This is a genomic window from Burkholderia sp. YIM B11467, from assembly GCF_052952715.1.
Window position 1 is genome coordinate 717,926 of record NZ_JBQVSQ010000002.1, and the last position, 21,394, is coordinate 739,319.

General features: G+C 67.7%; 20 protein-coding genes. 9 read left to right on the top strand and 11 right to left on the bottom strand.

The features are described from left to right. Positions 1 to 38 precede the first annotated feature (38 nt). The 3 genes from ACTRWB_RS10380 to ACTRWB_RS10390 all read left to right on the top strand — a co-directional run bounded on the left by ACTRWB_RS10380 (position 39) and on the right by ACTRWB_RS10390 (position 4,120). Complete coding sequence (locus ACTRWB_RS10380) at positions 39 to 1,811, top strand: ABC transporter permease (RefSeq protein WP_048245396.1); 1,773 nt, start codon at positions 39 to 41, stop codon at positions 1,809 to 1,811. Beyond that, complete coding sequence (locus ACTRWB_RS10385; RefSeq protein WP_048245397.1) at positions 1,804 to 2,871, top strand: ABC transporter ATP-binding protein; 1,068 nt, start codon at positions 1,804 to 1,806, stop codon at positions 2,869 to 2,871. Before ACTRWB_RS10380 ends, ACTRWB_RS10385 begins: the two co-directional genes overlap by 8 nt. Before the next feature lie 157 nt (positions 2,872 to 3,028). Beyond that, the gene (locus ACTRWB_RS10390; protein WP_446901831.1) at positions 3,029 to 4,120 is read left to right on the top strand and encodes a porin; all 1,092 of its coding nucleotides are present in this window, start codon (positions 3,029 to 3,031) and stop codon (positions 4,118 to 4,120) included. 148 nt (positions 4,121 to 4,268) lie between these two features. Here ACTRWB_RS10390 and ACTRWB_RS10395 read toward each other — a convergent pair whose 3' ends face one another. Together ACTRWB_RS10395 and ACTRWB_RS10400 are read right to left on the bottom strand one after the other, a co-directional pair. Beyond that, positions 4,269 to 5,231, bottom strand: coding sequence for a quinone oxidoreductase family protein (locus ACTRWB_RS10395; RefSeq protein ID WP_446901832.1), 963 nt, complete (start codon positions 5,229 to 5,231; stop codon positions 4,269 to 4,271). A 46-nt stretch (positions 5,232 to 5,277) separates the two neighbouring features. Next, a complete protein-coding gene (locus ACTRWB_RS10400) occupies positions 5,278 to 5,529 on the bottom strand; it encodes a hypothetical protein (RefSeq protein ID WP_446901833.1) in 252 nt (83 codons plus the stop codon). Positions 5,530 to 5,624: 95 nt separating this feature from the next. On the opposite strand from ACTRWB_RS10400, the gene ACTRWB_RS10405 reads away from it, so the two are divergent. Then, the gene (locus ACTRWB_RS10405) at positions 5,625 to 6,416 is read left to right on the top strand and encodes an AraC family transcriptional regulator (protein WP_446901834.1); all 792 of its coding nucleotides are present in this window, start codon (positions 5,625 to 5,627) and stop codon (positions 6,414 to 6,416) included. 75 nt (positions 6,417 to 6,491) lie between these two features. Here the strand turns inward: ACTRWB_RS10405 and hpaI are convergent, their stop codons facing one another. The 7 genes from hpaI to ACTRWB_RS10440 are packed head-to-tail and all read right to left on the bottom strand — an operon-like array spanning position 6,492 to position 12,391. Further along, positions 6,492 to 7,298: a 4-hydroxy-2-oxoheptanedioate aldolase gene (gene hpaI, locus ACTRWB_RS10410; protein WP_446901835.1), complete on the bottom strand. Its 807-nt coding sequence runs from the start codon at positions 7,296 to 7,298 to the stop codon at positions 6,492 to 6,494. A 7-nt stretch (positions 7,299 to 7,305) separates the two neighbouring features. Next, complete coding sequence (gene hpaH, locus ACTRWB_RS10415) at positions 7,306 to 8,109, bottom strand: 2-oxo-hept-4-ene-1,7-dioate hydratase (RefSeq protein ID WP_343493755.1); 804 nt, start codon at positions 8,107 to 8,109, stop codon at positions 7,306 to 7,308. Between the two features lie 20 nt (positions 8,110 to 8,129). After that, complete coding sequence (locus ACTRWB_RS10420) at positions 8,130 to 8,522, bottom strand: 5-carboxymethyl-2-hydroxymuconate Delta-isomerase (protein ID WP_446901836.1); 393 nt, start codon at positions 8,520 to 8,522, stop codon at positions 8,130 to 8,132. 34 nt (positions 8,523 to 8,556) lie between these two features. After that, positions 8,557 to 9,405: a 3,4-dihydroxyphenylacetate 2,3-dioxygenase gene (hpaD, locus tag ACTRWB_RS10425; RefSeq protein WP_419689289.1), complete on the bottom strand. Its 849-nt coding sequence runs from the start codon at positions 9,403 to 9,405 to the stop codon at positions 8,557 to 8,559. A gap of 49 nt (positions 9,406 to 9,454) precedes the next feature. Continuing rightward, positions 9,455 to 10,918: a 5-carboxymethyl-2-hydroxymuconate semialdehyde dehydrogenase gene (gene hpaE, locus ACTRWB_RS10430; RefSeq protein WP_129517246.1), complete on the bottom strand. Its 1,464-nt coding sequence runs from the start codon at positions 10,916 to 10,918 to the stop codon at positions 9,455 to 9,457. Between the two features lie 22 nt (positions 10,919 to 10,940). Next, positions 10,941 to 11,705, bottom strand: a complete 765-nt coding sequence (locus tag ACTRWB_RS10435; RefSeq protein WP_446901837.1) for a fumarylacetoacetate hydrolase family protein — start codon at positions 11,703 to 11,705, stop codon at positions 10,941 to 10,943. Continuing rightward, a complete protein-coding gene (locus tag ACTRWB_RS10440) occupies positions 11,702 to 12,391 on the bottom strand; it encodes a fumarylacetoacetate hydrolase family protein (RefSeq protein WP_446901838.1) in 690 nt (229 codons plus the stop codon). Before ACTRWB_RS10440 ends, ACTRWB_RS10435 begins: the two co-directional genes overlap by 4 nt. Positions 12,392 to 12,543: 152 nt before the next feature. Here ACTRWB_RS10440 and hpaR point away from each other — a divergent pair, with 152 nt between their 5' ends. Next, on the top strand, positions 12,544 to 12,984 hold the full coding sequence (gene hpaR / locus ACTRWB_RS10445) for a homoprotocatechuate degradation operon regulator HpaR (RefSeq protein ID WP_034179682.1): 441 nt from the start codon (positions 12,544 to 12,546) through the stop codon (positions 12,982 to 12,984). Between the two features lie 55 nt (positions 12,985 to 13,039). Here hpaR and ACTRWB_RS10450 read toward each other — a convergent pair whose 3' ends face one another. Continuing rightward, entirely contained in the window at positions 13,040 to 14,251 is a 1,212-nt protein-coding gene (locus ACTRWB_RS10450) for an SDR family oxidoreductase (protein WP_412024680.1), read from the bottom strand. 649 nt (positions 14,252 to 14,900) lie between these two features. Between ACTRWB_RS10450 and ACTRWB_RS10455 the strand changes: the two genes are divergently transcribed. The 4 genes from ACTRWB_RS10455 (at position 14,901) to ACTRWB_RS10470 (ending at position 19,509) form a co-directional block, all read left to right on the top strand. Next, the gene (locus tag ACTRWB_RS10455) at positions 14,901 to 15,245 is read left to right on the top strand and encodes a DUF3564 family protein (protein ID WP_129517420.1); all 345 of its coding nucleotides are present in this window, start codon (positions 14,901 to 14,903) and stop codon (positions 15,243 to 15,245) included. A gap of 417 nt (positions 15,246 to 15,662) precedes the next feature. Further along, positions 15,663 to 17,561, top strand: a complete 1,899-nt coding sequence (locus ACTRWB_RS10460) for a peptidoglycan D,D-transpeptidase FtsI family protein (protein ID WP_446901839.1) — start codon at positions 15,663 to 15,665, stop codon at positions 17,559 to 17,561. 168 nt (positions 17,562 to 17,729) lie between these two features. Beyond that, entirely contained in the window at positions 17,730 to 18,725 is a 996-nt protein-coding gene (locus ACTRWB_RS10465; RefSeq protein WP_193100684.1) for an arabinose ABC transporter substrate-binding protein, read from the top strand. 19 nt (positions 18,726 to 18,744) lie between these two features. Continuing rightward, positions 18,745 to 19,509, top strand: a complete 765-nt coding sequence (locus ACTRWB_RS10470) for an SDR family oxidoreductase (RefSeq protein WP_446901840.1) — start codon at positions 18,745 to 18,747, stop codon at positions 19,507 to 19,509. Positions 19,510 to 19,551: 42 nt separating this feature from the next. On the opposite strand, the gene ACTRWB_RS10475 is transcribed toward ACTRWB_RS10470, so the two are convergent. Beyond that, entirely contained in the window at positions 19,552 to 21,267 is a 1,716-nt protein-coding gene (locus tag ACTRWB_RS10475) for a cation:proton antiporter domain-containing protein (RefSeq protein WP_446901841.1), read from the bottom strand. Positions 21,268 to 21,394 lie beyond the last annotated feature (127 nt).

Below are 21,394 nucleotides of genomic sequence, written 5' to 3' on the forward strand. Positions count from 1 at the left end.
CTAAAGGCGGCCATCCGGATGGCCGCAGGGGCGAACTCATGCTTTCAACCAGCACACGCGGAACGGCGCCGGCCGTTCCGCCCTCTACCGGCCAGAGCAGCGCGATTCCCGCGCTGCCGGTCAACAGCCTGCAGCCGCTCGCCGGCATGCTGCGCTGGATCGTCGTCGCGGTGCTGACCATCGCGGTCGCGCTGCCGCTTGGCTTCATCCTGTTCCAGAGCCTGTTGTCCGCACCGTTCTTCGATGCGAACAAGACGCTCGGCATCGAAGGCTTCCGCTTCATCTTCAGCGATCCCGACTTCTGGTCGGCCGTGAAGAACTCGTTCATCATCGCCGGCGGGATGCTGTTCATCTCGATCCCGCTCGGCGGCATCCTCGCGTTCCTGATGGTGCGCACCGACCTGCCCGGCCGCCGCTGGCTCGAACCGCTGCTGCTCACGCCCGTGTTCGTGTCGCCGATGGTGCTCGCGTTCGGCTACGTGGTCGCCGCCGGCCCGGTCGGCTTCTACTCGGTGTGGTTCAAGGAACTGTTCGGGGTCGCGAACGTGCCCTGGAACGTGTATTCGATCTTCGCGATCACGGTGATCGTCGGCCTCACTCACGTGCCGCACGTGTACCTGTACTCGTCGGCCGCGCTGCGCAATCTCGGCTCGGACGTCGAGGAAGCCGCCCGCGTGACGGGCGCCCGCCCGTTCCGCGTCGCGCTCGACGTGAGCCTGCCGATGACGATGCCCGCGCTGCTGTTCGCCGGCGTGCTCGTGTTCTTCCTCGGCTTCGAAGTGTTCGGGCTGCCGCTCGTGCTCGGCGATCCGGAAGGCCACCTCGTGCTCGCGACCTACCTGTACAAGCTGACCAACAAGCTCGGCGTGCCGTCGTATCACCTGATGGCCGCGGTCGCCGTGTGCATCGTCGCGATCACGTTCCCGCTCGTGCTGCTGCAGCGCCGCCTGCTGAAGACCGCGAACCGCTTCGTCACCGTGAAGGGCAAGGCCGGCCGCGCGACGGTGCTGCCGCTCGGCGTGTGGCGCTGGGTCGCGCTCGCGATCGTCGCGCTGTGGCTGATGCTGACCGTGATCGTGCCGATCTCGGGCATCGTGTTGCGCGCATTCGTGACCAACTGGGGCGAAGGCGTGGCGCTCGCCGAGGTGCTGACGCTGTCGAACTTCATCGAGCTGTTCGAGCAGGACAACCTCGTGCGCGCGATCGTCAACACGCTCGGCATCGGCGTGATCGGCGGTGCGCTCGCGGTCGGTTTCTACTCGCTCGTCGCGTTCGCGGGCCACCGCCGCCACGACTGGGCGACGAAGCTGCTCGACTACATCGTGCTGCTGCCGCGCGCGGTGCCCGGCCTGCTCGCCGGCCTCGCGTTCCTGTGGATCTTCCTGTTCGTCCCGGGCCTGCGCGAACTGAAGAACTCGATGTGGAGCATCTGGATCGCGTACACGGTCGTGTGGCTCGCGTACGGGATGCGGCTCATCCAGAGCGCGCTGCTGCAGGTCGGCCCCGAGCTCGAGGAAGCCGGCCGCAGCGTCGGCGCGACGCGCAGCCGCGTGTCGCTCGACGTGACGCTGCCGCTCGTGCGTTTCGGCCTGCTCGCCGCGTGGCTCCTGATCTTCATGATCTTCGAGCGCGAATACTCGACGGCCGTCTACCTGCTGTCGCCCGGCACCGAAGTGATCGGCGCGCTGCTCGTGTCGCTGTGGGCGACCGGCGCCGTCGACCAGGTCGCCGCGCTCTCTGTCATCAACATCGCGATGGTCGGCGTCGGACTCGGCGTGGCCCTGCGTTTCGGAGTGAAACTTCATGGATAAGCTCATCGTCGACGACCTGCATCTCAGCTATGGCGTCAATCCGATCCTCAAGGGCGTGTCGTTCGAACTGAAGGCCGGCGAAGTCGTCTGCCTGCTCGGCGCGTCGGGCAGCGGCAAGACCACGCTGCTGCGCGCGGTGGCCGGCCTCGAACAGCCGTCCGAAGGCCGCATCCAGCTCGACGACCGCGTGTTCTTCGACGGCGCGCGGCGCGTCGACCTGCCCGTCGAGCAGCGTTCGCTCGGTCTCGTGTTCCAGTCGTACGCGCTGTGGCCGCACCGCACCGTCGCCGACAACGTCGGCTACGGGCTGAAGCTGCGCCGCGTCGCGCCGGCCGAACAGAAACGCCGCGTGCAGAGCGCGCTCGACCAGCTCGGCCTCGGCCATCTCGCGGAACGCTTTCCGCACCAGCTGTCGGGCGGCCAGCAGCAACGCGTCGCGATCGCACGCGCGCTCGTCTACAACCCGCCGGTGATCCTGCTCGACGAGCCGCTGTCGAACCTCGACGCGAAGCTGCGCGAGGAAGCGCGCGCGTGGCTGCGCGAGCTGATCGTGTCGCTCGGGCTGTCGGCCCTGTGCGTGACGCACGACCAGACTGAAGCGATGGCGATGTCCGACCGCATCCTGCTGCTGCGCAACGGCCGCATCGAGCAGGAAGGCACGCCGGCCGAGCTGTACGGCGCGCCGCGCTCGCTGTACACGGCCGAGTTCATGGGCAGCAACAACCGGATCGACGCACGCGTCGCCGCGATCGACGGCGAATGCGTGACGCTCGCCGGCGACGGCTGGGAAATCCGTGCGATGGCGCGCGACACGTTCGCGCCGGGCCAGGACGCGCAGGCCGTGATCCGTCTCGAACGCGTGCAGGTGACCGACGGCCCGGGCGCGAACCGGCTGCAGGCCGACCTCGTCACGTCGATGTATCTCGGCGACCGCTGGGAATACCTGTTCCATTGCGGCGACATGCGCCTGCGTGCGTTCGGCAACGTGCCGCGCGCGGCCGGCAAGCACTGGATCGAATTCCCGACCAACGACTGCTGGGCGTTCGCGAAAGCGGGCTGACCCGAGCGCGGCGGTCCGCGTGCCGCCGCGCGTGCACCGCGCGCACCCCGCCAGGTGATGACTTGCATGACCGGCGGACGTCTTCGGGCGTCCGCCGCGGGCTGCCGCGCGCCGCATCCGTTTCACCCAACCCACAAGAACCAAGGAGACACCGTCAATGAAGTCACGCACAGAACGTTCGATTCGTACAGTAGTCCTCACGGGCTCGGCCGCCGCGGCCTGCATCGCCGCGCCCGCCGCGCACGCGCAGTCGTCGGTCACGATGTACGGGATCATGGATGCCGGCATCGAATTCGCGAACCATGCGGCGCCGGAGGGCGGCAATTCGGTCAAGCTCAAGTCGGGCAACAAGAACACGTCGCGCTGGGGCCTGCGCGGCGTCGAGGATCTCGGCGGCGGGCTGAAGGCCGTGTTCCGCCTCGAAAGCGGGATCGACCTCGCGAACGGCGCGTCGGACGACGGCCCCGACTCGATCTTCGCGCGCCGCGCGACGGTCGGCCTGAAAGGCAAATGGGGCGAGCTGTCGCTCGGCCGCAACTTCACCGTCACCTACGACTACATGCTGCCGTTCGACCCGATGGGTTACGCGCAGAACTACTCGTGGGCGACATCGTCGATGGCGACGGGCGGCCGCAAGGACGGCATGTTCACGCGCTCGTCGAACGCGGTGCGCTACGACGGCGAATTCAGCGGCTTCAAGTTCGGCGCGCTGTACGGCTTCGGCAACGTGCCGGGCAGCGTGAAGACCAGCTCGAAGTACGACATCGCGCTCGGCTACGAGACCGGCCCGTTCTCGGCGGTGGTCACGTTCGACCGGCAGAACGGCGCGGCCGACAGCGTCACGCCGGCCGACACGGTCAACTACATCCAGGGCATCCACGCAGGCCTGAGCTACGACTTCGGCAACCTGAAGACGATGGCCGGCTACCGCAATTACAAGCGCACGTTCCGCACCACGGCGGCAAACCAGCTGAGCGACATGGCCTGGATCGGCGGGTCGTACCAGTTCACGCCGACGTTCTCGCTGATCGCGGCCGTCTATCACCAGAACGTCAAGGGCGGCACGGATGCCGATCCGACGCTCGTGTCGCTGCGTGCGCAGTACGCGCTGTCGAAGCGCACGGTGCTGTACGCGGCCGGCGCGTTCGCGATCGCGAAGCACGACCAGAAGGTCGGCGTGTCGCGCGACTTCAACGGGTACGGCACGACGCAGGTCGGCGTGACGGCGGGGATTCAGCAGCGGTTCTGAGCCTGACGCGGCGGGCGGCGACGGGCGTCTTTCGCGCGCGGCCGCCCTGCTTTCGCCCCACGCGCGGCGGCATCACGACGGATGACGGCGTGTCGCCGCGCGGCTTGACCGTCGTGCCGTATTCGGCCCGCCGCGGCTCGGTCGCCGTTCACTCGTCCTGCATCGTGAACACCGTGCGCACGAGGCTGTTTGCATCGCCCCAGTGTTCGCCGACCGCCGACAGCGGCACGGTGCGCGTATCGATTGCCAGCCGCGCCGGCCCGGCCGCGTCGAACACGCCGCGCACCGAGTCCAGCAAACGCGGCAGCGATACGCTGCCGATGCCGCTGCCCATCAATTCGATCGCGGTGGCGCGCAGCACCGCACCGGGCAACGACACGTCCGCGCCGCCGATCGAGCCGATCTGCACGAATCGCAGCCGGCGCCCATCGGGCGTCGCCTTCGCGGCGGCAACCAGCAGCGTCTGCGCGCTGGCACCCCACAAGTAGTCGAGCACGACATCCACGCCCGCGCGGAAATGCGGTTCGAGCGCACGCGCCAGATGCGCATCGTCCTGCTGCAGCGACACGACGGCGTCCGCACCCGCGTTCAGCAAGGCGTCCAGCGCAGCCGTATTGCGGCCCGTCGCGATCACTCTTGCAGCACCGAGATGCTTCGCGATCCGCACCGCCAGCCGCCCCGACGTCCCCGTCGCACCGTTGACGATCACCGTCTCGCCCGCGACGAGCCGCGCGCGTTCGGTCAGCGCGGCCCACGACGACATTCCGGGAATCGCGATCGCCGCGGCCGTGACATCGTCGAGCGCGTCTGGCAGCGGCACGCACCGCGCGTCGGGCGCGATCGTGCGCTCGGACATCGCGCCGAACGGCGCGGGCGCACCGAAGAAATAGACGCGCTGCCCGTCGTCGAGGCGGCCGACGCCGTCAACGCCGACGACGAACGGATAGCCTCCGTCCGACGAGTAATGCGTGCCGGACGCACGCGCCTGCGCGATCCGGCTCAGCGCGGACGCCGTCACGTCGATCAGGCTGTGGCCCGGCATCGTGCGCGGCGGTTCGAATTCCATATGAACGGGACGCTCGCCGGCGCCCGTCACGACTGCAGCTTTCATCTTGGCTCCTTGAATCGGGGATCTTGATCGACGGCTCGGGCGGACGTCAGCGTACGGCGAGCCACGCGCGCAGCGCGGGATCGCGTACTTCGAGCACGTCGAACAGTCCGAGCGCGCGCAGTGCCGGCAACGCGTCGAGCGTGTCGGCCTCCGCGCGCGCCCGGTCGGCCGGCGCGGCGTTCGGATCGGTCAGCACACGCGCGTTGACCAGAAACGCGCCGATGGTGCCCTTGCGGATCGTCGTTCCGCCGGCCTCGATCCGGTCGGCATGGTCGGGAAGCATTTGTTCGGCTCGCATCGTGTCGTACTCCGGTTGTCATCGATGGACGCAGTGTAGGCGTGCGAAGCCGGCCAATCTCCGGTATAACAGCCATTCGATACCGCTATCCGGCCATGTCCGATCCACTCCTGCCCGCCCGATTCGTCGTGTCCGACGACGGCCCGTTCGTCGTCGCCGCCGTCCTGTCGCAACGCGACCCGCGTATCACCGCACCGCACGCGCATGCGCGCGGTCAGCTCGTCGGCGCGCTGAGCGGGCTGCTGACGATCGGTCTCGATGACCAGGACTGGGTCGTGCCGGCGATCCACGCGATCTGGATTCCGCCGCATTGCCGGCATTCGCTGCGTTCGTTCGGGCCGATTTCCGGCTGGTCGGCGTTCGTCGCCGAAGCGCGCTGCGCGGCACTGCCGGACACGCCGCGCGCGATTCGCACGTCGCTGCTGCTGCGCGAAGCCGTGCAGCGTGCCGCAAGCTGGGGCGATGCGGAACTGGATGCGGCGCAGACGCGGATCGCCGACGTGATCCTCGATGAAATCGCGTCGTCGGAGGTCGAAGCGCTGGGGCTGGTACGGCCGCAGGACCCGCGGCTGATGAAGATCACCGATGCGCTTGCCGCGGATCTCGCGGACAACCGGCGGCTGGAGGAATGGGCGGAATGGGCCGGCATCAGCGCACGGACGATGAGCCGTCGCTTCGTCGCCGAGACGGGGCTGACGTTCGCGCAGTGGCGTCAGCAGGCGAGGCTGCTGCGTGCGCTGGAGAAAATCGCCGACGGCGTGCCGGTGACGACGATCGCGCTCGATCTCGGGTACGACAACGTGAGCGCGTTCATCGATATGTTCCGGCGAGCATTGGGGACGACGCCGGGGCGCTATATGGAAATCGGGCAGCGCGGAACGCGATAGTCGCGGTCATGCGCAGGCATGAAACCGCACCGCGGAAGGCGGGCGTTCGGCAGACGGCCAGCCGCTGCCGCTTCGTCAATACGTCCCGTCACCCTTCTTCACCGCCTCGCCGCCCTTCCCCTTGAACTGCGCCGCCAACCGCTCCGCGCTTCGCGCCAGCAGCGTCGTATCGACCCCGACCGCGACGAACAACGCGCCCGCTTCCAGATAGCGTCGCGCCGCCGCCTCATCCGCACTCAGAATGCCCGGCGCCTTGCCGGCCGCCTTGATCGTCCGGATCGCGCCATCGATCGCGGCCTGCACGTCCGGGTGCCCCGGATTGCCGAGATGGCCGAGATCGGCGGCCAGGTCGGCCGGCCCGATGAACACGCCATCGACGCCTTCGACCCGCGTTATCGCGTCGATCGCGTCGAGCCCCGCGCGCGTCTCGACCTGCACGAGCACGGCCATCTCGTCGTTCGCGCGATGCAGGTAGTCGCCGACGCGATTCCACCGCGACGCGCGCGCCAGCGCGCTGCCGACGCCGCGAATCCCGTGCGGCGGGTACCGCGTCGCGGCAACGGCCGCGCGCGCTTCGTCTGCGGTCTGCACCATTGGCACGAGCAGCGTCTGCGCACCGAGATCGAGCACCTGCTTGACGATCACCGGATCGTTCCACGGCACGCGCACGACCGGATGCGACGGATACGGCGCAATCGCCTGCAACTGCGCGAGGATCGTCGGCACCGTATTCGGCGCATGCTCGCCGTCGATCAGCAGCCAGTCGAAACCGGCGCCCGCGACCACTTCAGCGCTGTACGGATTCGCAAGCCCGAGCCACAGCCCGACCTGCGCGTCGCCGCGCGCAAGCGCGGCCTTGAAGACGTTCGAAGGAATCTGCATCGCTCGCTCACTCGAAGTAGCACTGAATCGTCCCGAGCGGGCCGTAGTCGACGCTGAACGTGTCGCCCGGCCGCGCCGCGCACGGCCGCGTGAATGAGCCGCCGAGCACGATCTGCCCGGGTTCCAGCGCGACGTCGAAACGCGACAGCCGGTTCGCGAGCCACGCGACGCCGTTCGCCGGATGGTTCAGCACGCCGGCCGCGACGCCCGTTTCCTCGACCACGCCGTTGCGCGACATGATCGCCGCGACCCAGCGCAGGTCGACGTCGTGCGGCTTCACCGGCCGCCCGCCGATCACGACTCCCGCGTTCGCGGCGTTGTCGGCGATCGTGTCGAACACCTTGCGCGGCCGTTTCGTATCGGGGTCGATCGACTGGCTGCGCGCGTCGATGATCTCGAGCGCGGGCACGACGTAATCGACTGCGTCGTACACATCGAAGATCGTGCAGTCCGGGCCCGAGAGCCGCTTGCCGAGCACGAACGCGAGTTCGACCTCGACGCGCGGCACGATGAAGCGACTGGTCGGGATCGTGCCGCCGTCCGCGAAGAACATGTCGTCGAGCAGCGCGCCGTAGTCGGGTTCGTCGATCTGCGACGTGTTCTGCATCGCCTTCGACGTGAGGCCGATCTTGTGTCCCTTCAGCGTGCGGCCTTCCGCGAGCTTGAGGGTCACCCACGCGCGCTGGATCGCATACGCGTCGTCGATCGTGATGTCGGGATGGTCGAGCGAGATCTGGCGGATCTGCGTGCGCTCGCGCTCGGCGTCGTGCAGACGCTGCGCAAGCTGGTCGATGAGGGCGGGTTCGAGCATGGTCGGATCGGGAATGGGGTTCAGCCGGCCCGCTTGTAGCGGGCGTGGATGTTGTTGTGCTTGTACGAGCCGCTTTCGCTGAACTCGGTCAGCTCCATCGACAGCGCGAGGTAGCGTTTCGCGTACAGCTCGGCGAAATGCGCCTTGATCGCGTCGAACAGCGCGTCGCATGCGGCCTTCTTCGTTTCGTCGCTGCGGCCCGAGCCGATCTTCAGCGTCACGTGGACGAACGCGTCGTCCTCCGTGCCGTCGGCGACGCAGTAGTCCTGCAGTTCGATCGCGCGCGAGCGGATGCCGCCCGTCGGGAACACGCCGCCCTGCGCGATCAGCGTTGCATTGATCGTGCGCAGCAGCGCGGGGATGCGCGCGTCCTCGCGGATGTTCGCGGTGTATTCGACGACGATGTGTGGCATGGCTTGATCTCCAGTCGTTGCGGGGCGGCGCCGTTCAGGGCAGCGGGAAGATCGCGTTGATCTGCCCCGTACCCGAACTCGCGAAATAGTCGGTGACGATCTCGACGGGTTTGTCGTAACGATCCCAGCCGAGCAGGCCGAGCAGCATCGCCGTGTCGTGCATGCCGCCTTCGCCGTGGCAATGCGTGTTGTACTCGGGCAGCATCGCGCAGAAGGTCTTGAAATCGCCCTGCTTCCACAGCTCGACCACGCGCAAGTCGACCTGCCGGAAGAATTCGCGGCTGATCTGGTGGATCGATTCCTCGGGGCTGCCGTTGTCGTTGAAGCGGTGCGACAGCGAACCGCTCGCGAGGAACGCGACGTTCGAATCGCTCTTCTCGATCGCCTCGAGCAGCGCCTCGCCGAAGCGCCGGCTTTCGTCGAGCGTGTGCCACATGCACCAGCCGGCGATCGACACGACCTTGAAGTGCTGGTCGCCGTTCATGTAGCGCATCGGCACGAGCGTGCCGTATTCGAGTTCGAGGCTGTCGATCTCGTGCGCACGCGTCGCGACGCCACGTGCGCTGGCCGTCTCGGCGATCAGCCGGCCGAGCGCCGGGTTGCCCGGATATTCGTACTGCATGTCGCGGATGAAATGCGGCAGTTCGTTGCTCGTGTACGTGCCCGCGAAGTGCGCATTGCAGTTCACGTGATAACCCGCGTTGACGAGCCAGTGCACGTCCGACACGACGATCGTGTCGACGCCGAGCGCACGGCAGCGCTCGCCGATCAGTTGATGGCCGCGGATCGCCGCTTCCCGGCAGCCGTGATGCCTGCCGGGCAATTCCGACAGGTACATCGACGGCACGTGCGTGATTTTCGCGGCGAGGGACAGTTTGCCCATCGTTAAGTCTCCGTATCGTTCGTTTTAGCGCCGAAACGACCCGCGCCCGTCACACGCCCCAGCGCGGAATGTGGTGCGAACCCATCGAAATGCACACGTTCTTGATCTCCGCGAACACCTCGAAACTGTACTCGCCGCCCTCGCGCCCGGTACCCGATTCCTTCACGCCGCCGAACGGCTGGCGCAGGTCGCGCACGTTCTGGCTGTTCACGAACACCATCCCGGCCTCGATGCCGCGCGCGAGGCGATGCACCTTGCCGACGTCCTGCGTCCAGATGTACGACGCGAGGCCGTACGACGTGTCGTTCGCGAGCCGCAGCCCTTCTTCCTCGTCCTCGAACGGGATCAGGCACGCAACCGGCCCGAAGATCTCTTCCTGTGCGACGCGCATCCGGTTGTCGACGTCGGCCAGCACGGTCGGACGCACGAAGTTGCCGTTGCGCAGATGGTCGGGCAGGCCCGCCGGCTTGTCCGCGCCGCCCGCGACCACGCGCGCGCCTTCCTGCTCGCCGATGCGGATATAGCCCGTCACCTTCTCCCAGTGCTGGCGCGTGATCATCGCGCCCAGATTCGTGGCCGGATCGGACGGATCGCCGACCACCAGGTTGTTCGCGCGGCGCGCGAACTCCTGCACGAAGCGGTCGTAGATCGTGCGCTGCACGAAGATCCGCGAGCCCGCGGTGCAGCGTTCACCGTTGATCGAGAAGATCGTGAACAGCGACGCGTCGAGCGCGCGGTCGAAATCGGCATCGTCGAAGATCAGCACCGGCGACTTGCCGCCGAGTTCCATCGAATACTTCTTGAGGCCCGCGCGCTCCATGATCCGCTTGCCGGTGACGGTGCCGCCGGTAAACGACACCGCGCGCACGTCCGGATGCCGCACGAGCGCGTCGCCGGCCGTTGCGCCGTAACCCTGCACGACGTTCAGCACGCCGGGCGGAATGCCGGCTTCGAGCGCGAGCCGGCCGAGCTGGTCGGCCGTCAGCGGCGACAGCTCCGACATCTTCAGCACGGCCGTGTTGCCGAGCGCGAGGCACGGTGCCGTCTTCCACGTCGCGGTCATGAACGGCACGTTCCACGGCGACACCAGCGCACACACGCCGACCGGCTGGTAGAGCGTGTAGTTCAGCATCTGGTCGTCGACCGGATAGGTGCGGCCGTTCATCTGCACGCACACTTCGGCGAAGAAGTTGAAATTCTCGGACGCGCGCGGAATCAGCTGCTTGCTCGTCTGCGCGATCGGCAGGCCGGTGTCCTGCGTCTCCAGCGCCGCGAGCATCGGCACGTTCTTCTCGATCAGTTCGCCGAGCTTGCGCATCAGCTTCGCGCGCTCCTTCGCGGGCGTGTTCGCCCATTTCGGGAAGGCTTCCTTCGCCGCGCGCACGGCCGCGTCGACTTCGGCTTCGCCGGCCGACGCGACGTCGGTGATGACATCGCCGGTCGCGGGATTCAGCGTCGTGAAGGTCTCGCGGCTCTCGACTTCGCGGCCGTCGATCCAGTGCTTGATGGTCATGGGTTCTCCTTGGGCGACGGGCTCAGCCGGCGCGATAGTAGTCTGCTTCGCCGACGATCGTGTTGACGAGCCGGCCGATCCCTTCGATTTCGGTCACAACCTCGTCGCCCGGCTGCGTGTCCGCCAGCCCCTCGGGCGTGCCGGTCAGGATCAGGTCGCCCGGCGAGAGCGTCATGAAGCCGCTGATGTGCTCGATCAGCGCCGGCACGTCGAAGATCATGTCGCGCGTGCTGCCGCGCTGCGTCTCCTGCCCGTTCACCGTCGTGCGCAACGTCAGGTCGCCCGGGTCGCCGATCTCGTCGCGGCTGACGAACCACGGCCCGAGCGGCGTGCAGGTGTCGCGGTTCTTCACGCGCAGGTTCGGGCGGTAGTAGTTCTCGAGATAGTCGCGGATCGCGTAGTCGTTCGCGACCGTATAGCCGGCCACGTAGTCGAGCGCCTGCGCGCGGCGCACGTTGCGCGCGGGCCGGCCGATCACGACGGCCAGTTCGCACTCGTAGTGCATGTGGGTGGCATCCGCCGGGCGCACGGTATGCGACCGGTGGCCGACGAACGTGTTCGGCCCCTTCAGGAAGATCAGCGGCTCGCTCGGCGCCTTGAACGCGAGTTCCTTCGCGTGGTCGGCGTAGTTGAGGCCGAGCGCGAACGTCGTGCGCGGCGCGACGGGCGGCAGCCACGCAACCGCCTCCTCGGCCACGACGCGCCCGGTATCGAGGCGGATCGTGCCGTCGCCGGCCGGTTCGGCCGCATGCAGTGCGCCGTTGTAGATGACGCGCGCCGTCTTCATCGTGTTTCCTCCGCAATCAGCGTGTGCCGCAACGTGCCGATGCCGGCGGCGGCGATCTCGACCGTGCTGCCCGCTCGGGCGCGCGGGGCGCCGCCCGCGACGCCGAGCAGCAGCACGTCGCCCGCGTCGAACGACATGAAGGCCGTCACGTCGGCGATCAGGTCGCGCACGGGGCGGATCAGCGTGGCGGTCGAAGCGGATACGACAACCTCGCCGTCGATCCGCACGGTCAGCGCGAGCGCGTCGACATCGGCGAGCGCGGCAGCCGGCACGATGGCGGGACCCAGCGGACAGAAACCGTCACGGCACTTGAAACGTACGGCCGGACGGTAGTAATCGGGATGCGGCACCGACACGTCGCTCGCGAGCGTGAAGCCGTGCACGTAGTCGAGCGCCTGCGCGGCCGGCACGCGGGTGGCGCGCCGGGCGAACACGACGGCCACCGACGCGCCGATCTCCAGCGCGTCGACACCGGCCGGCACGACGACGGCCGCGCCGTCGGCCGCATGCGTGTTGGCCGGCTTGATGTACAGGATCGGCGCCTGCGGCGGGCGGCCATAAGGCGGTGCGTTCACGGCAGCGCCGAGCGCGGCGAGCGCCGCGCGCTCGTTGAGCAGCGCACCGTAGACGGTACCGATGGCGACCGGCAACGGCGGCGCCGCGGCGGTCGTGCAAGACAGCTCCATGCGTCATTCCCCTGCCGCGCGTCGCGGCGCATCGTCAATAGTTAATATCTTAAGTAAACAATCGAGCGCTGGCAACCTCGATTACCCTGATACGCGAAATTCACCACCTTCGGCTGTTAAGATTGATGCGTCCCCGTCCACTGTCCACCCCGATGAACCGTACGCTCGACCATCGCAACCTGGCCATGCTGCTGCTGGAAGCCCGCGAAACGCTGATGGGTTTGTTCCGCCCCATTCTCAAGGAATTCGCGCTGACCGAACAGCAATGGCGGATCATCCGCGTGCTCGACGGCGAACCGGCGCATGCACTCGAAGCGGGACAGATCGCCCGGCGCTGCTGCATCCTGAGCCCGAGCCTCACGGGCGTGCTGGAACGGATGGAGCGCGACGGCCTGATCACGCGCACGCGCGCACAGGAAGATCAGCGCCGGCTGCTGGTCAGCCTGACGCCGCAAAGCAGGAAACTCGTCACGGAAATCGGTCCGCGCATCGACGAGCAATACCGGCAGCTCGAATCGCGCTTCGGCCAGGACGGCCTCGAAGATATCTACCGCGCGCTCGACCGGCTGATCGAACTCGGCGGCAACGCGTGAGGATGACGCCCGTTCCCGTCAGACGCGGGAACGGGCGCCGGTGCAGCGCCGGCGGTCAGTGCACCGCGCCGCGCATCAGCTCGGTTACCGCGACGCCGCGCGACGTGCGCATGCATTCCTCGACGTAATCGATGAACGGCAACGGCTCGAAATCGATTTCATCGCGCACGCGGCGGTTGTCGAACACGCGATCGACCGTCGCGAATTCCCCGCAACGCTGCAGCGCCCGGCCGATCACGCGTTCGAGTGCCGGATCGGGCCGCCCGAGCACATCGCGCACCACAAGCGGCAACTCGGCCGGCGCGCATGCCGCGTAGCGCGGCGCGCCCGTCATCCCCGCCGCCTCGTCCATCGCACGCACGATCTGCGCGACCTGCGGCGCCTCGTCGCCGGCCGACACGTGATAGACGTCGTGCGCGAGCGTCGGCTTGACGGCCAGCAGCATCGTCGCGCGTGCCACGTCGTCCACCGACACGATGTCGATACGCGTCATCGGCCGTGCGGTGAAGCGGCGCGCGGCATGCGCAAGCCGGAACATCCAGAACGAATTCGGCGCGGGCCGCGTGCCGAGCACCGTGTGGCCGACGACGTGCGACGGCCGCACGACCACGAGCGGCAGCCCGAGCGCGCGCAGGCGCTGCTCCGTTTCCGCCTTCGCGTGCAGGTAGTCGGCCGCGAGCACCGCGCCCGGCAGGCCTTCGTCGTCCTGCGCGACGTCGTTCGCCGCGTCGCCCGCCGCCTCTTCCTGCACGATCCCGCCACGGCCCGCATGCGCGTAGGCCGTGCCGACATAGACGAAGCGCTGCAGGCGCGGCGCCCGTGCGAAGCGTTCGGCAAAACGCACCGAATCGGCGATGTCCGACTGCAGGTGTGCGCCGTCGGCCGGCGATGCATGACCCGCGCAGTGAATCACGTGGGTCGCACCGCCGAGACGCGGCGCGTCGGCGCCCTGCCACACATCGCCAAGCGCGCCGACGATCACGTTCGCTTCGGTCAGGCGCGACGCCCAGTACGGCGCGAGCCCCGCGCGCAACGCCGCTTCACGCAGTCGCGCGACGGCGTGGCCGCGGTTCTGCGCACGCACGACGCACACGATACGTTCGAGCAGCCCTGCATTGACGAGCGCCGTCAGCACGGTACTGCCGATGAAGCCGGTTGCGCCGGTCAGCACCAGCCGTCCGACGTTGGCCGCCGCGACCGGTGCGCTGGCCGGCGACACGAGGCTGGTCCGCCAGTTGAGCGACAACGCGGTTTTCCAGATCAGCACGATAGTCTCCTTCGAAGAATCGGCCGGGCGGCGCGGCACCCGCGGTTGCGGGCTGCGCACGGCTCACCGGCCGGGCCGGGGCTAACGCGCGCCCTGGCAGTCCCGATCGGGCGTGCGGCCCGCGATCGCGTCGATCGCGTCTCTGGCACGAGGCGGCGGCAGCCGCCGAGGACGGGCGTCCGCGGCACAGGATCGGGAAGCTCCCAGTGTGGGGCCCGACCGTATGCAAGTCTGTCCCGAAAGTTTCGTGAAAGTGTGCCGATTTGTACGCGATTGTCTGAGTGTGTCGTTCCGGCTGCGCCGTCAGAACACTGACACATCCGTTCGGGCGGCATTCGGGCTGTGCCGTGTCGCATCGGCTGGCGCGGTTTCGGCGGCCGGCCGCACGCGACAGATCGACGCGCCCCACGGCCATGTCATCGCATGTCTCGAACGTCGGCCATGCGGGCGTCGATACCACGATCGCCGGTGTCGCCTGCGATTGCGCGCGCCGCCGGAATAACCATGAATCGTCAGACGTCGTTTCATCCGAAACCGAAATAGACTCAATACGGATTTATTGCGGATTATCACTTGCGTTTCACACCAGTCTATCTAGACTGTTCAAGTCAAAACGGTCGAATACGTCAATTTCTTGGGAGACGATCCTATGCGCCTCACTATTCGGATTAATGGCAGCGAATCAGCAACCCGGCAATCGTTCGCGGTACTGTGGGTCGATACCGACGAGGGGCTGTGGTCGCGCGAGGCACATCAGGGCATGGATCTTCCGACCTGGGGCAAGGTCCGCGATGTCGAGGGCGCAATGGCGCTCTGCGCGGCCGACGGCGGGAATGCCGTATGCCAGCTGAAGGGCCTGTCGTTCGGTGCGACGCAGCGCGAACAGGGCCCTGCCGTGCTCGCCGGCGATCACGCCGGTGCATGGCGGCTGCAGGCCGTCGATCGTTGCACGACCCAGCCGGAATACCGGGAATTTATTTCCGTCGCGCGATAGCAATATTGACCTGAATCGTCTGCGGTTTTCGGGTTTATTCCAGGCTCACCGATATTCATTTCGATATTCAGTATTAACAGCGCCTCATTTTGGGGCGCTTTTTATTTTCTGCACCAAATAAATAATCGGCGACCGGGCAATTGATCGAGTACAAGCGACGTTCGCGATCGACCTGACCTGGATATCCTGCCCCCGGATCGACACACCGCCGATCGCCCGTCTTTCAACGTCTGCCGCGCGGCGAAATTCCGCTTCCGCCCGCCTTTCCCGCCCTCTTTTCCGCACGCCGCCGAATGGCCGCCGAACGCTCTTTCTCGGGGCCGGAACACACTTTCCCCACACGACGTTTACTCCTTTATTACAATTGCTTTATTCAGACTGACTTGCCGCCGCCCGGCGGCCCGACCCGGCCATTGCATGAGCGTAAAAAAGAAGACCCACCCCGCCGATCCGTACGCGGCCGCAACCAAGAATCCGATGCTCGCGTCGCGCCTGCCGATGTGGCGCTCGAAGCTGATCGTGATCGTGGTGTTCCTCGCGTTCGCCGCACTGATCGGGCGCGCTTTCTGGGTGCAGGTCGCCAACCAGGATTTCTACGTCGGCCAGGGCCAGAAGCGCTACCAGCGCACGATCGAGCTCGGCGCGATGCGCGGGGGCATCGTCGACCGCAACGGCGCGATGCTCGCGGTCAGCCTGTCGACCTATGAAATCTGGGCGAACCCGAAACAGGTCGCCGATACCGACTACCCGCAGATCGCGAAGCTGCTCGACATGCCGCTCGTCGAAGTGAAACGGCGCCTCGGCAACGACAAGTCGTTCGTGCTGCTCAAGCGGCAGGTCGACGCGGACACCGCGGGCCGGCTCGACAAGCTCGCGATCGACGGCGTCACGCAGATCGCCGATTCGAAGCGCTTCTACCCGGAAGGCGAATCGGCCGCGCACGTGGTCGGCTTCACCAACGTCGAGGACAAAGGCCAGGAAGGCGTCGAACTCGCGGCGAATGCACGCCTGTCGGGCACGTCGGGGCAGCGCGAAGTGATCCGCGACCGGCTCGGCCGCATCGTGTCGGACACGCGCCCGCTCGTGCCCGCGCAGCACGGCGCGACGATCGAGCTGACGATCGACCGCCGGATCCAGCAGCTCGCGTTCAGCCAGCTCAAGGCGGCCGTGGTCGAAAACAACGCGGTGGCCGGCAGCGTCGTCGTGCTCGACGCGCAGAACGGCGAGATCCTCGCGCTCGCGAACTACCCGACCTTCGACCCGAACGACCGTGCACGCCTCACCGGCCAGCAGTTGCGCAACCGCGCGGTGATCGACACGTTCGAACCCGGCTCGACGATCAAGCCGCTCGTCGTCGCGCTGTCGATCGACGAACGCAAGGTCACGCCGAACACGATCATCAACACGTCGCCGGGCACCTACAAGATCGGTCCGGCCGTGATCCACGACACGTCGAACCACGGGTCGCTGACGGTGTCGCAGGCGCTGCAGAAGTCGAGCAACATCGCGCTCGCGAAGCTCGCGCTGAACCTGCCCGCCGAGACGATCTGGAACAAGTACCAGGAATACGGGATCGGCCGCGCACCGGAACTGACGTTCCCGGGCGTCGCGTCGGGCCGGCTGCGCGGCTACAAGCGCTGGCGGCCGATCGAGCAGGCGACGATGGCGTACGGCTACGGCCTGTCGATGTCGCTGCTGCAGATCGCGCAGACCTACACGGCCTACGCGGGCGACGGCACGCTGCACCCGGTGTCGCTGCTGAAGAACGGCACCGACCAGCAGACGATCGACGCGCATCGCGGCCACCGCGTGACGACGCCGCAAACGGCCGCGTCGATCCGCTCGATGCTCGAGATGGCGGTCGGCGAAGGCGGCACCGGGCGCCGCGCGCGCGTCGACGGCTACCGGATCGGCGGCAAGACCGGTACCGCGCGCAAGCAGGTCGGCGCGACCTATGCGAAGGGCAAGTACCGCGCGCTGTTCGCGGGGATGGCGCCGATGAGCAACCCGCGCCTGATCGTCGCGGTGATGATCGACGAGCCGCGCGGCAAGGGCTACTACGGCGGCACGGTGGCCGGCCCGGTGTTCGCGTCGGTCACGAGCGGCTCGCTGCAGTTGCTCGGCGTGCCGCCCGATGCGCCGGTCGAGCCGGAGAAGCCGCAGCCGGCCAAGGCGGTTGCACCGCAAAAGACGGTCGCGGCGCCGAAGGCGGCGGCTCAACCGAAAACGGCTGCCGCGCAGAAAGCCGCCGTGCCGGTCAAGACCGCCGCGCAGGCCGGCACGGCCGCCGTGCAGGCGAAGGCGGCGGCAAGCTGAAACCGCCACGCGGGCGATGCCGCACGCCCCACACCCCCATCTCGCTTTCATCCCACTTACTAGGAACACACCGCATTATTTGAGCGTTCCCGCCGCGTCCTCCTACAATTTTTTCGCGCCGCGGGCGGCCTTGCCCGCGCGCCCGACTACAACAATGGAGTGAGACGCATGCGATTCCACTGGAAAACGCTCGTGCTGGCCACCGCGAGCCTCACGCTGTTTGGCGGTGCCCCGGCCCGCGCCGCCGATGCCGCCGACGTGAAAATCGGCTTCCTCGTCAAACAGCCGGACGATCCGTGGTTCCAGGACGAATGGCGCTTCGCCGAGCAGGCGGCGAAGGAAAAACACTTCACGCTGATCAAGATCGCGACGCCGAGCGGCGAAAAGGTGTCGACCGCGCTCGACAGCCTCGCCGCACAGAAGGCACAGGGCGTGATCATCTGCGCGCCCGACGTGAAGCTCGGCCCCGGCATCGCGGCAAAAACGAAACGCGCGGGGCTCAAGCTGATGTCGGTCGACGACCAGCTCGTCGACGGCCACGGCGCGCCGCTGCAGGGTGTGCCGCACATGGGCATCTCCGCGTACAAGATCGGCCAGCAGGTCGGCCAGGCCATCGCGGACGAGACGAAGCGGCGCGGCTGGAATCCGGCCGAGGTCGGCATCATCCGGCTCGCTTACGACCAGTTGCCGACCGCGCGCGAGCGCACGACCGGCGCGGTCGATGCGCTCAAGGCCGCCGGCTTTCCGGCCGCGAACGTGATCGACGCGCCCGAGATGACGGCCGACACCGAAGGCGCGTTCAATGCGGCGAACATTGCGCTCACCAAGCATGCGAACTTCAAGCGCTGGGTGGCGTTCGGCTCGAACGACGACACGACGGTCGGCGCGGTGCGCGCCGCCGAGGGGCGCGGCATCGGCGCGGACGCGATGGTCGCGGTCGGCATCAACGGCAGCCAGGTCGCGCTCAACGAGTTCGCGAAGCCGAAGCCGACGGGCTTCTACGGTTCGATTCTGCTGAATCCGCGCCAGCACGGCTACCAGACGAGCCTCAACATGTACGACTGGATCACGAAGAACCAGGCGCCGCCGCCGCTCGTGCTGACGTCCGGCACGCTGATCACGCGCGACAACGAGAAGCAGGCGCGCGCCGCGCTCGGTCTGTGAGACTGCACCAGGAGCCGACATGACACGTACCACCCTCGTGACGGGCGCCGCCGGCGGCATCGGCCAGGCGCTGTGCCGCACCTTCCTCGCGGCCGGCGACCGCGTGCTCGCGCTCGATCGCGACCGCGCGGCGCTCGACCACTTCATCGACACGCTCGCCGACGCGCACGCGACACCGATCGTCGACGACCTGACCGACGCGGCGCGGCTGCATTCGATGCTCGAATCGCATCCGGAAGTCGACGTGCTGGTCGCGAACGCAGGCACGGCCGCGTCGACCACGCTGCGCGATACGACGCCCGCCAGCTGGCGCACCGATCTCGATGCGAACCTGACGGCCACCTACGTGAGCGTCGAAGCCGTGTTGTCCGGCATGCGTGCGCGCCGGCGCGGCGCGATCGCGATCATCGGTTCGGTGAACGGCGTGCATGCGCTCGGGCATCCGGTGTACAGCGCCGCGAAGGCCGGGCTGATCAGCTACACGAAATCGCTCGCGATCGAATACGGCCGCGACGGCGTGCGCGCGAACATCGTGCTGCCGGGCACGGTGAAGACGCCCGCGTGGGAAGCGCGCGTGCAGCGCAACCCGCAGGTATTCGAGCAATTGAGGAAGTGGTATCCGCTCGACGATTTCGCGACGCCCGACGACGTCGCGCAGGCCGCGCTGTTCCTGTGCTCGCCGGCCGCGCGGATCATCACCGGCGTCGCGTTGCCCGTCGATGGCGGCCTGCTGGCCGGCAATCGCGTGATGGCGCAGGAACTGACGCTCGAGACGTTTTACTGACCGCCGCGCGGCCCGGTGCGCGGCGCGATGCCGCGCGCCATCTCAATGCGCCGCCGCGACCGGCTTCACCATCCTGCCGAGCACGTGCTCGGTCATCCCGCGCGCGAGTTCGGTCTCGCCCATGAACACGGTGCCGATGCCCTCGCTCGACAGCAGCGCGGCCTCGTCGCCGCTGTTCGTGCACAGCACGACCTCGAGCGTCGGGTTGAGCGTGCGCGAGATCTCGACGATCTGCCGCACGTCGAACACGTCGGGCAGCGTGACGACCAGCATCCCGGCACGCGCGATATGCGCCTGCACGAGCACGATCGGCTCGATCGCGTCGCCCGACACGGCCGCGATACCGTCCGCGCGCAGCTTCTCGACGAGTTCGCGGTTCTGCTCGACGACGACATACGCGATCCCGCGCTCGTCCAGCGCATGCGCGATGCGCGTGCCGACCTTGCCGTAGCCGACGATCACGACCTGCCCGGTGAGGTGCGTCTGCGGCGTCGACATCGGCAGCGCGGCGAGCGGATCGTCGCGCGCCTCGAGCCTGCGCGCGAACGCTGAATGCTTGCGGATCCATGCGAGTGCCGGATCGATCATCGCAAACAGCAGCGTATTCATCGCGATCGAGATCAGCGCGACCGCGAGAATCAGGCTCTGCCCCTCGGCCGACAGCAGCCCGAGCGCACGGCCGAGCCCCGCGAGGATGAACGAGAATTCGCCGATCTGCGCGAGGCCGGCACCGACCGTCAGCGCGGTGTTCAGCGGATAGCGGAACGCGATCACGAGCGCGACTGCCGCGAGCGTCTTGCCGACCAGCACGATCGCCGCGACCTCGATCACGTGCAGCGGCTCGTCGAGCAGCACCTTCGGGTCGAACAGCATCCCGACCGAAATGAAGAACAGCACCGAGAACGCGTCGCGCAGCGGCAGCGTCTCGTCGGCCGCGCGCCGGCTGAATTCCGACTCGCGCATCATCATCCCGGCGAAGAACGCGCCGAGCGCGAACGACACGTCGAACAGCTTCGCCGCGCCGAACGCGATGCCGACCGCGGCCGCGATCATGCACAGCGTGAACAGCTCGCGCGAGCCCGTGCGCGCGACGAGCCACAAAATCCGCGGAAACACGCGCTTGCCGACCACGAGCATCAGCGCGATGAATGCCGCGACCTTCAGCATCGTGACGCCGAGCGTGCCCCAGATGCTGCCGCCGGCCACATGCGCGTCGCCGGGCGGCGTGCCGCCGAGCAGCCCCGCGACGGGCGGCAGCAGCACCAGCACGAGGACCATCACGAGATCCTCGACGACGAGCCAGCCCACCGCGATGCGCCCGTTGACCGTCTCGACGAGCCCGCGCCCTTCGAGCGCGCGCAGCAGCACGACCGTGCTCGCGACCGACAGCGCGAGCCCGAACACCAGCGCCGCACCGACGCTCCAGCCCCACGTGAGCGCGAGCCCGCCGCCGAGCAGCGTCGCGACGGTAATCTGCACGACGGCGCCCGGCAGCGCGATCTTGCGCACCGCGAGCAGGTCGCCGAGCGAGAAATGCAGGCCGACGCCGAACATCAGCAGCATCACGCCGACTTCGGCGAGCTGCTGCGCGAGCGAAAGATCGCCGACGAAACCGGGCGTGCCGGGGCCGATCACGATCCCGGCGAGCAGATAGCCGACGAGCGGCGGCATTTTCAGCAGCGACGCGAAGTAACCGAAGATCATCGCGAGACCGAAACCGGCCGCGAGCAACGCAATCAGGCTGACGTCATGAGGCATCCCCCCTCCCAAGTTCTTGTAACTATTTAGTAAGGTTCAAGAATGGAAGGATAAGGGATGAGGCGGAACAATGGCGCGCCGCCGCGAAAATTTCACGTGGCGGCGCGGCTTGGCGGGGTGCAACCCC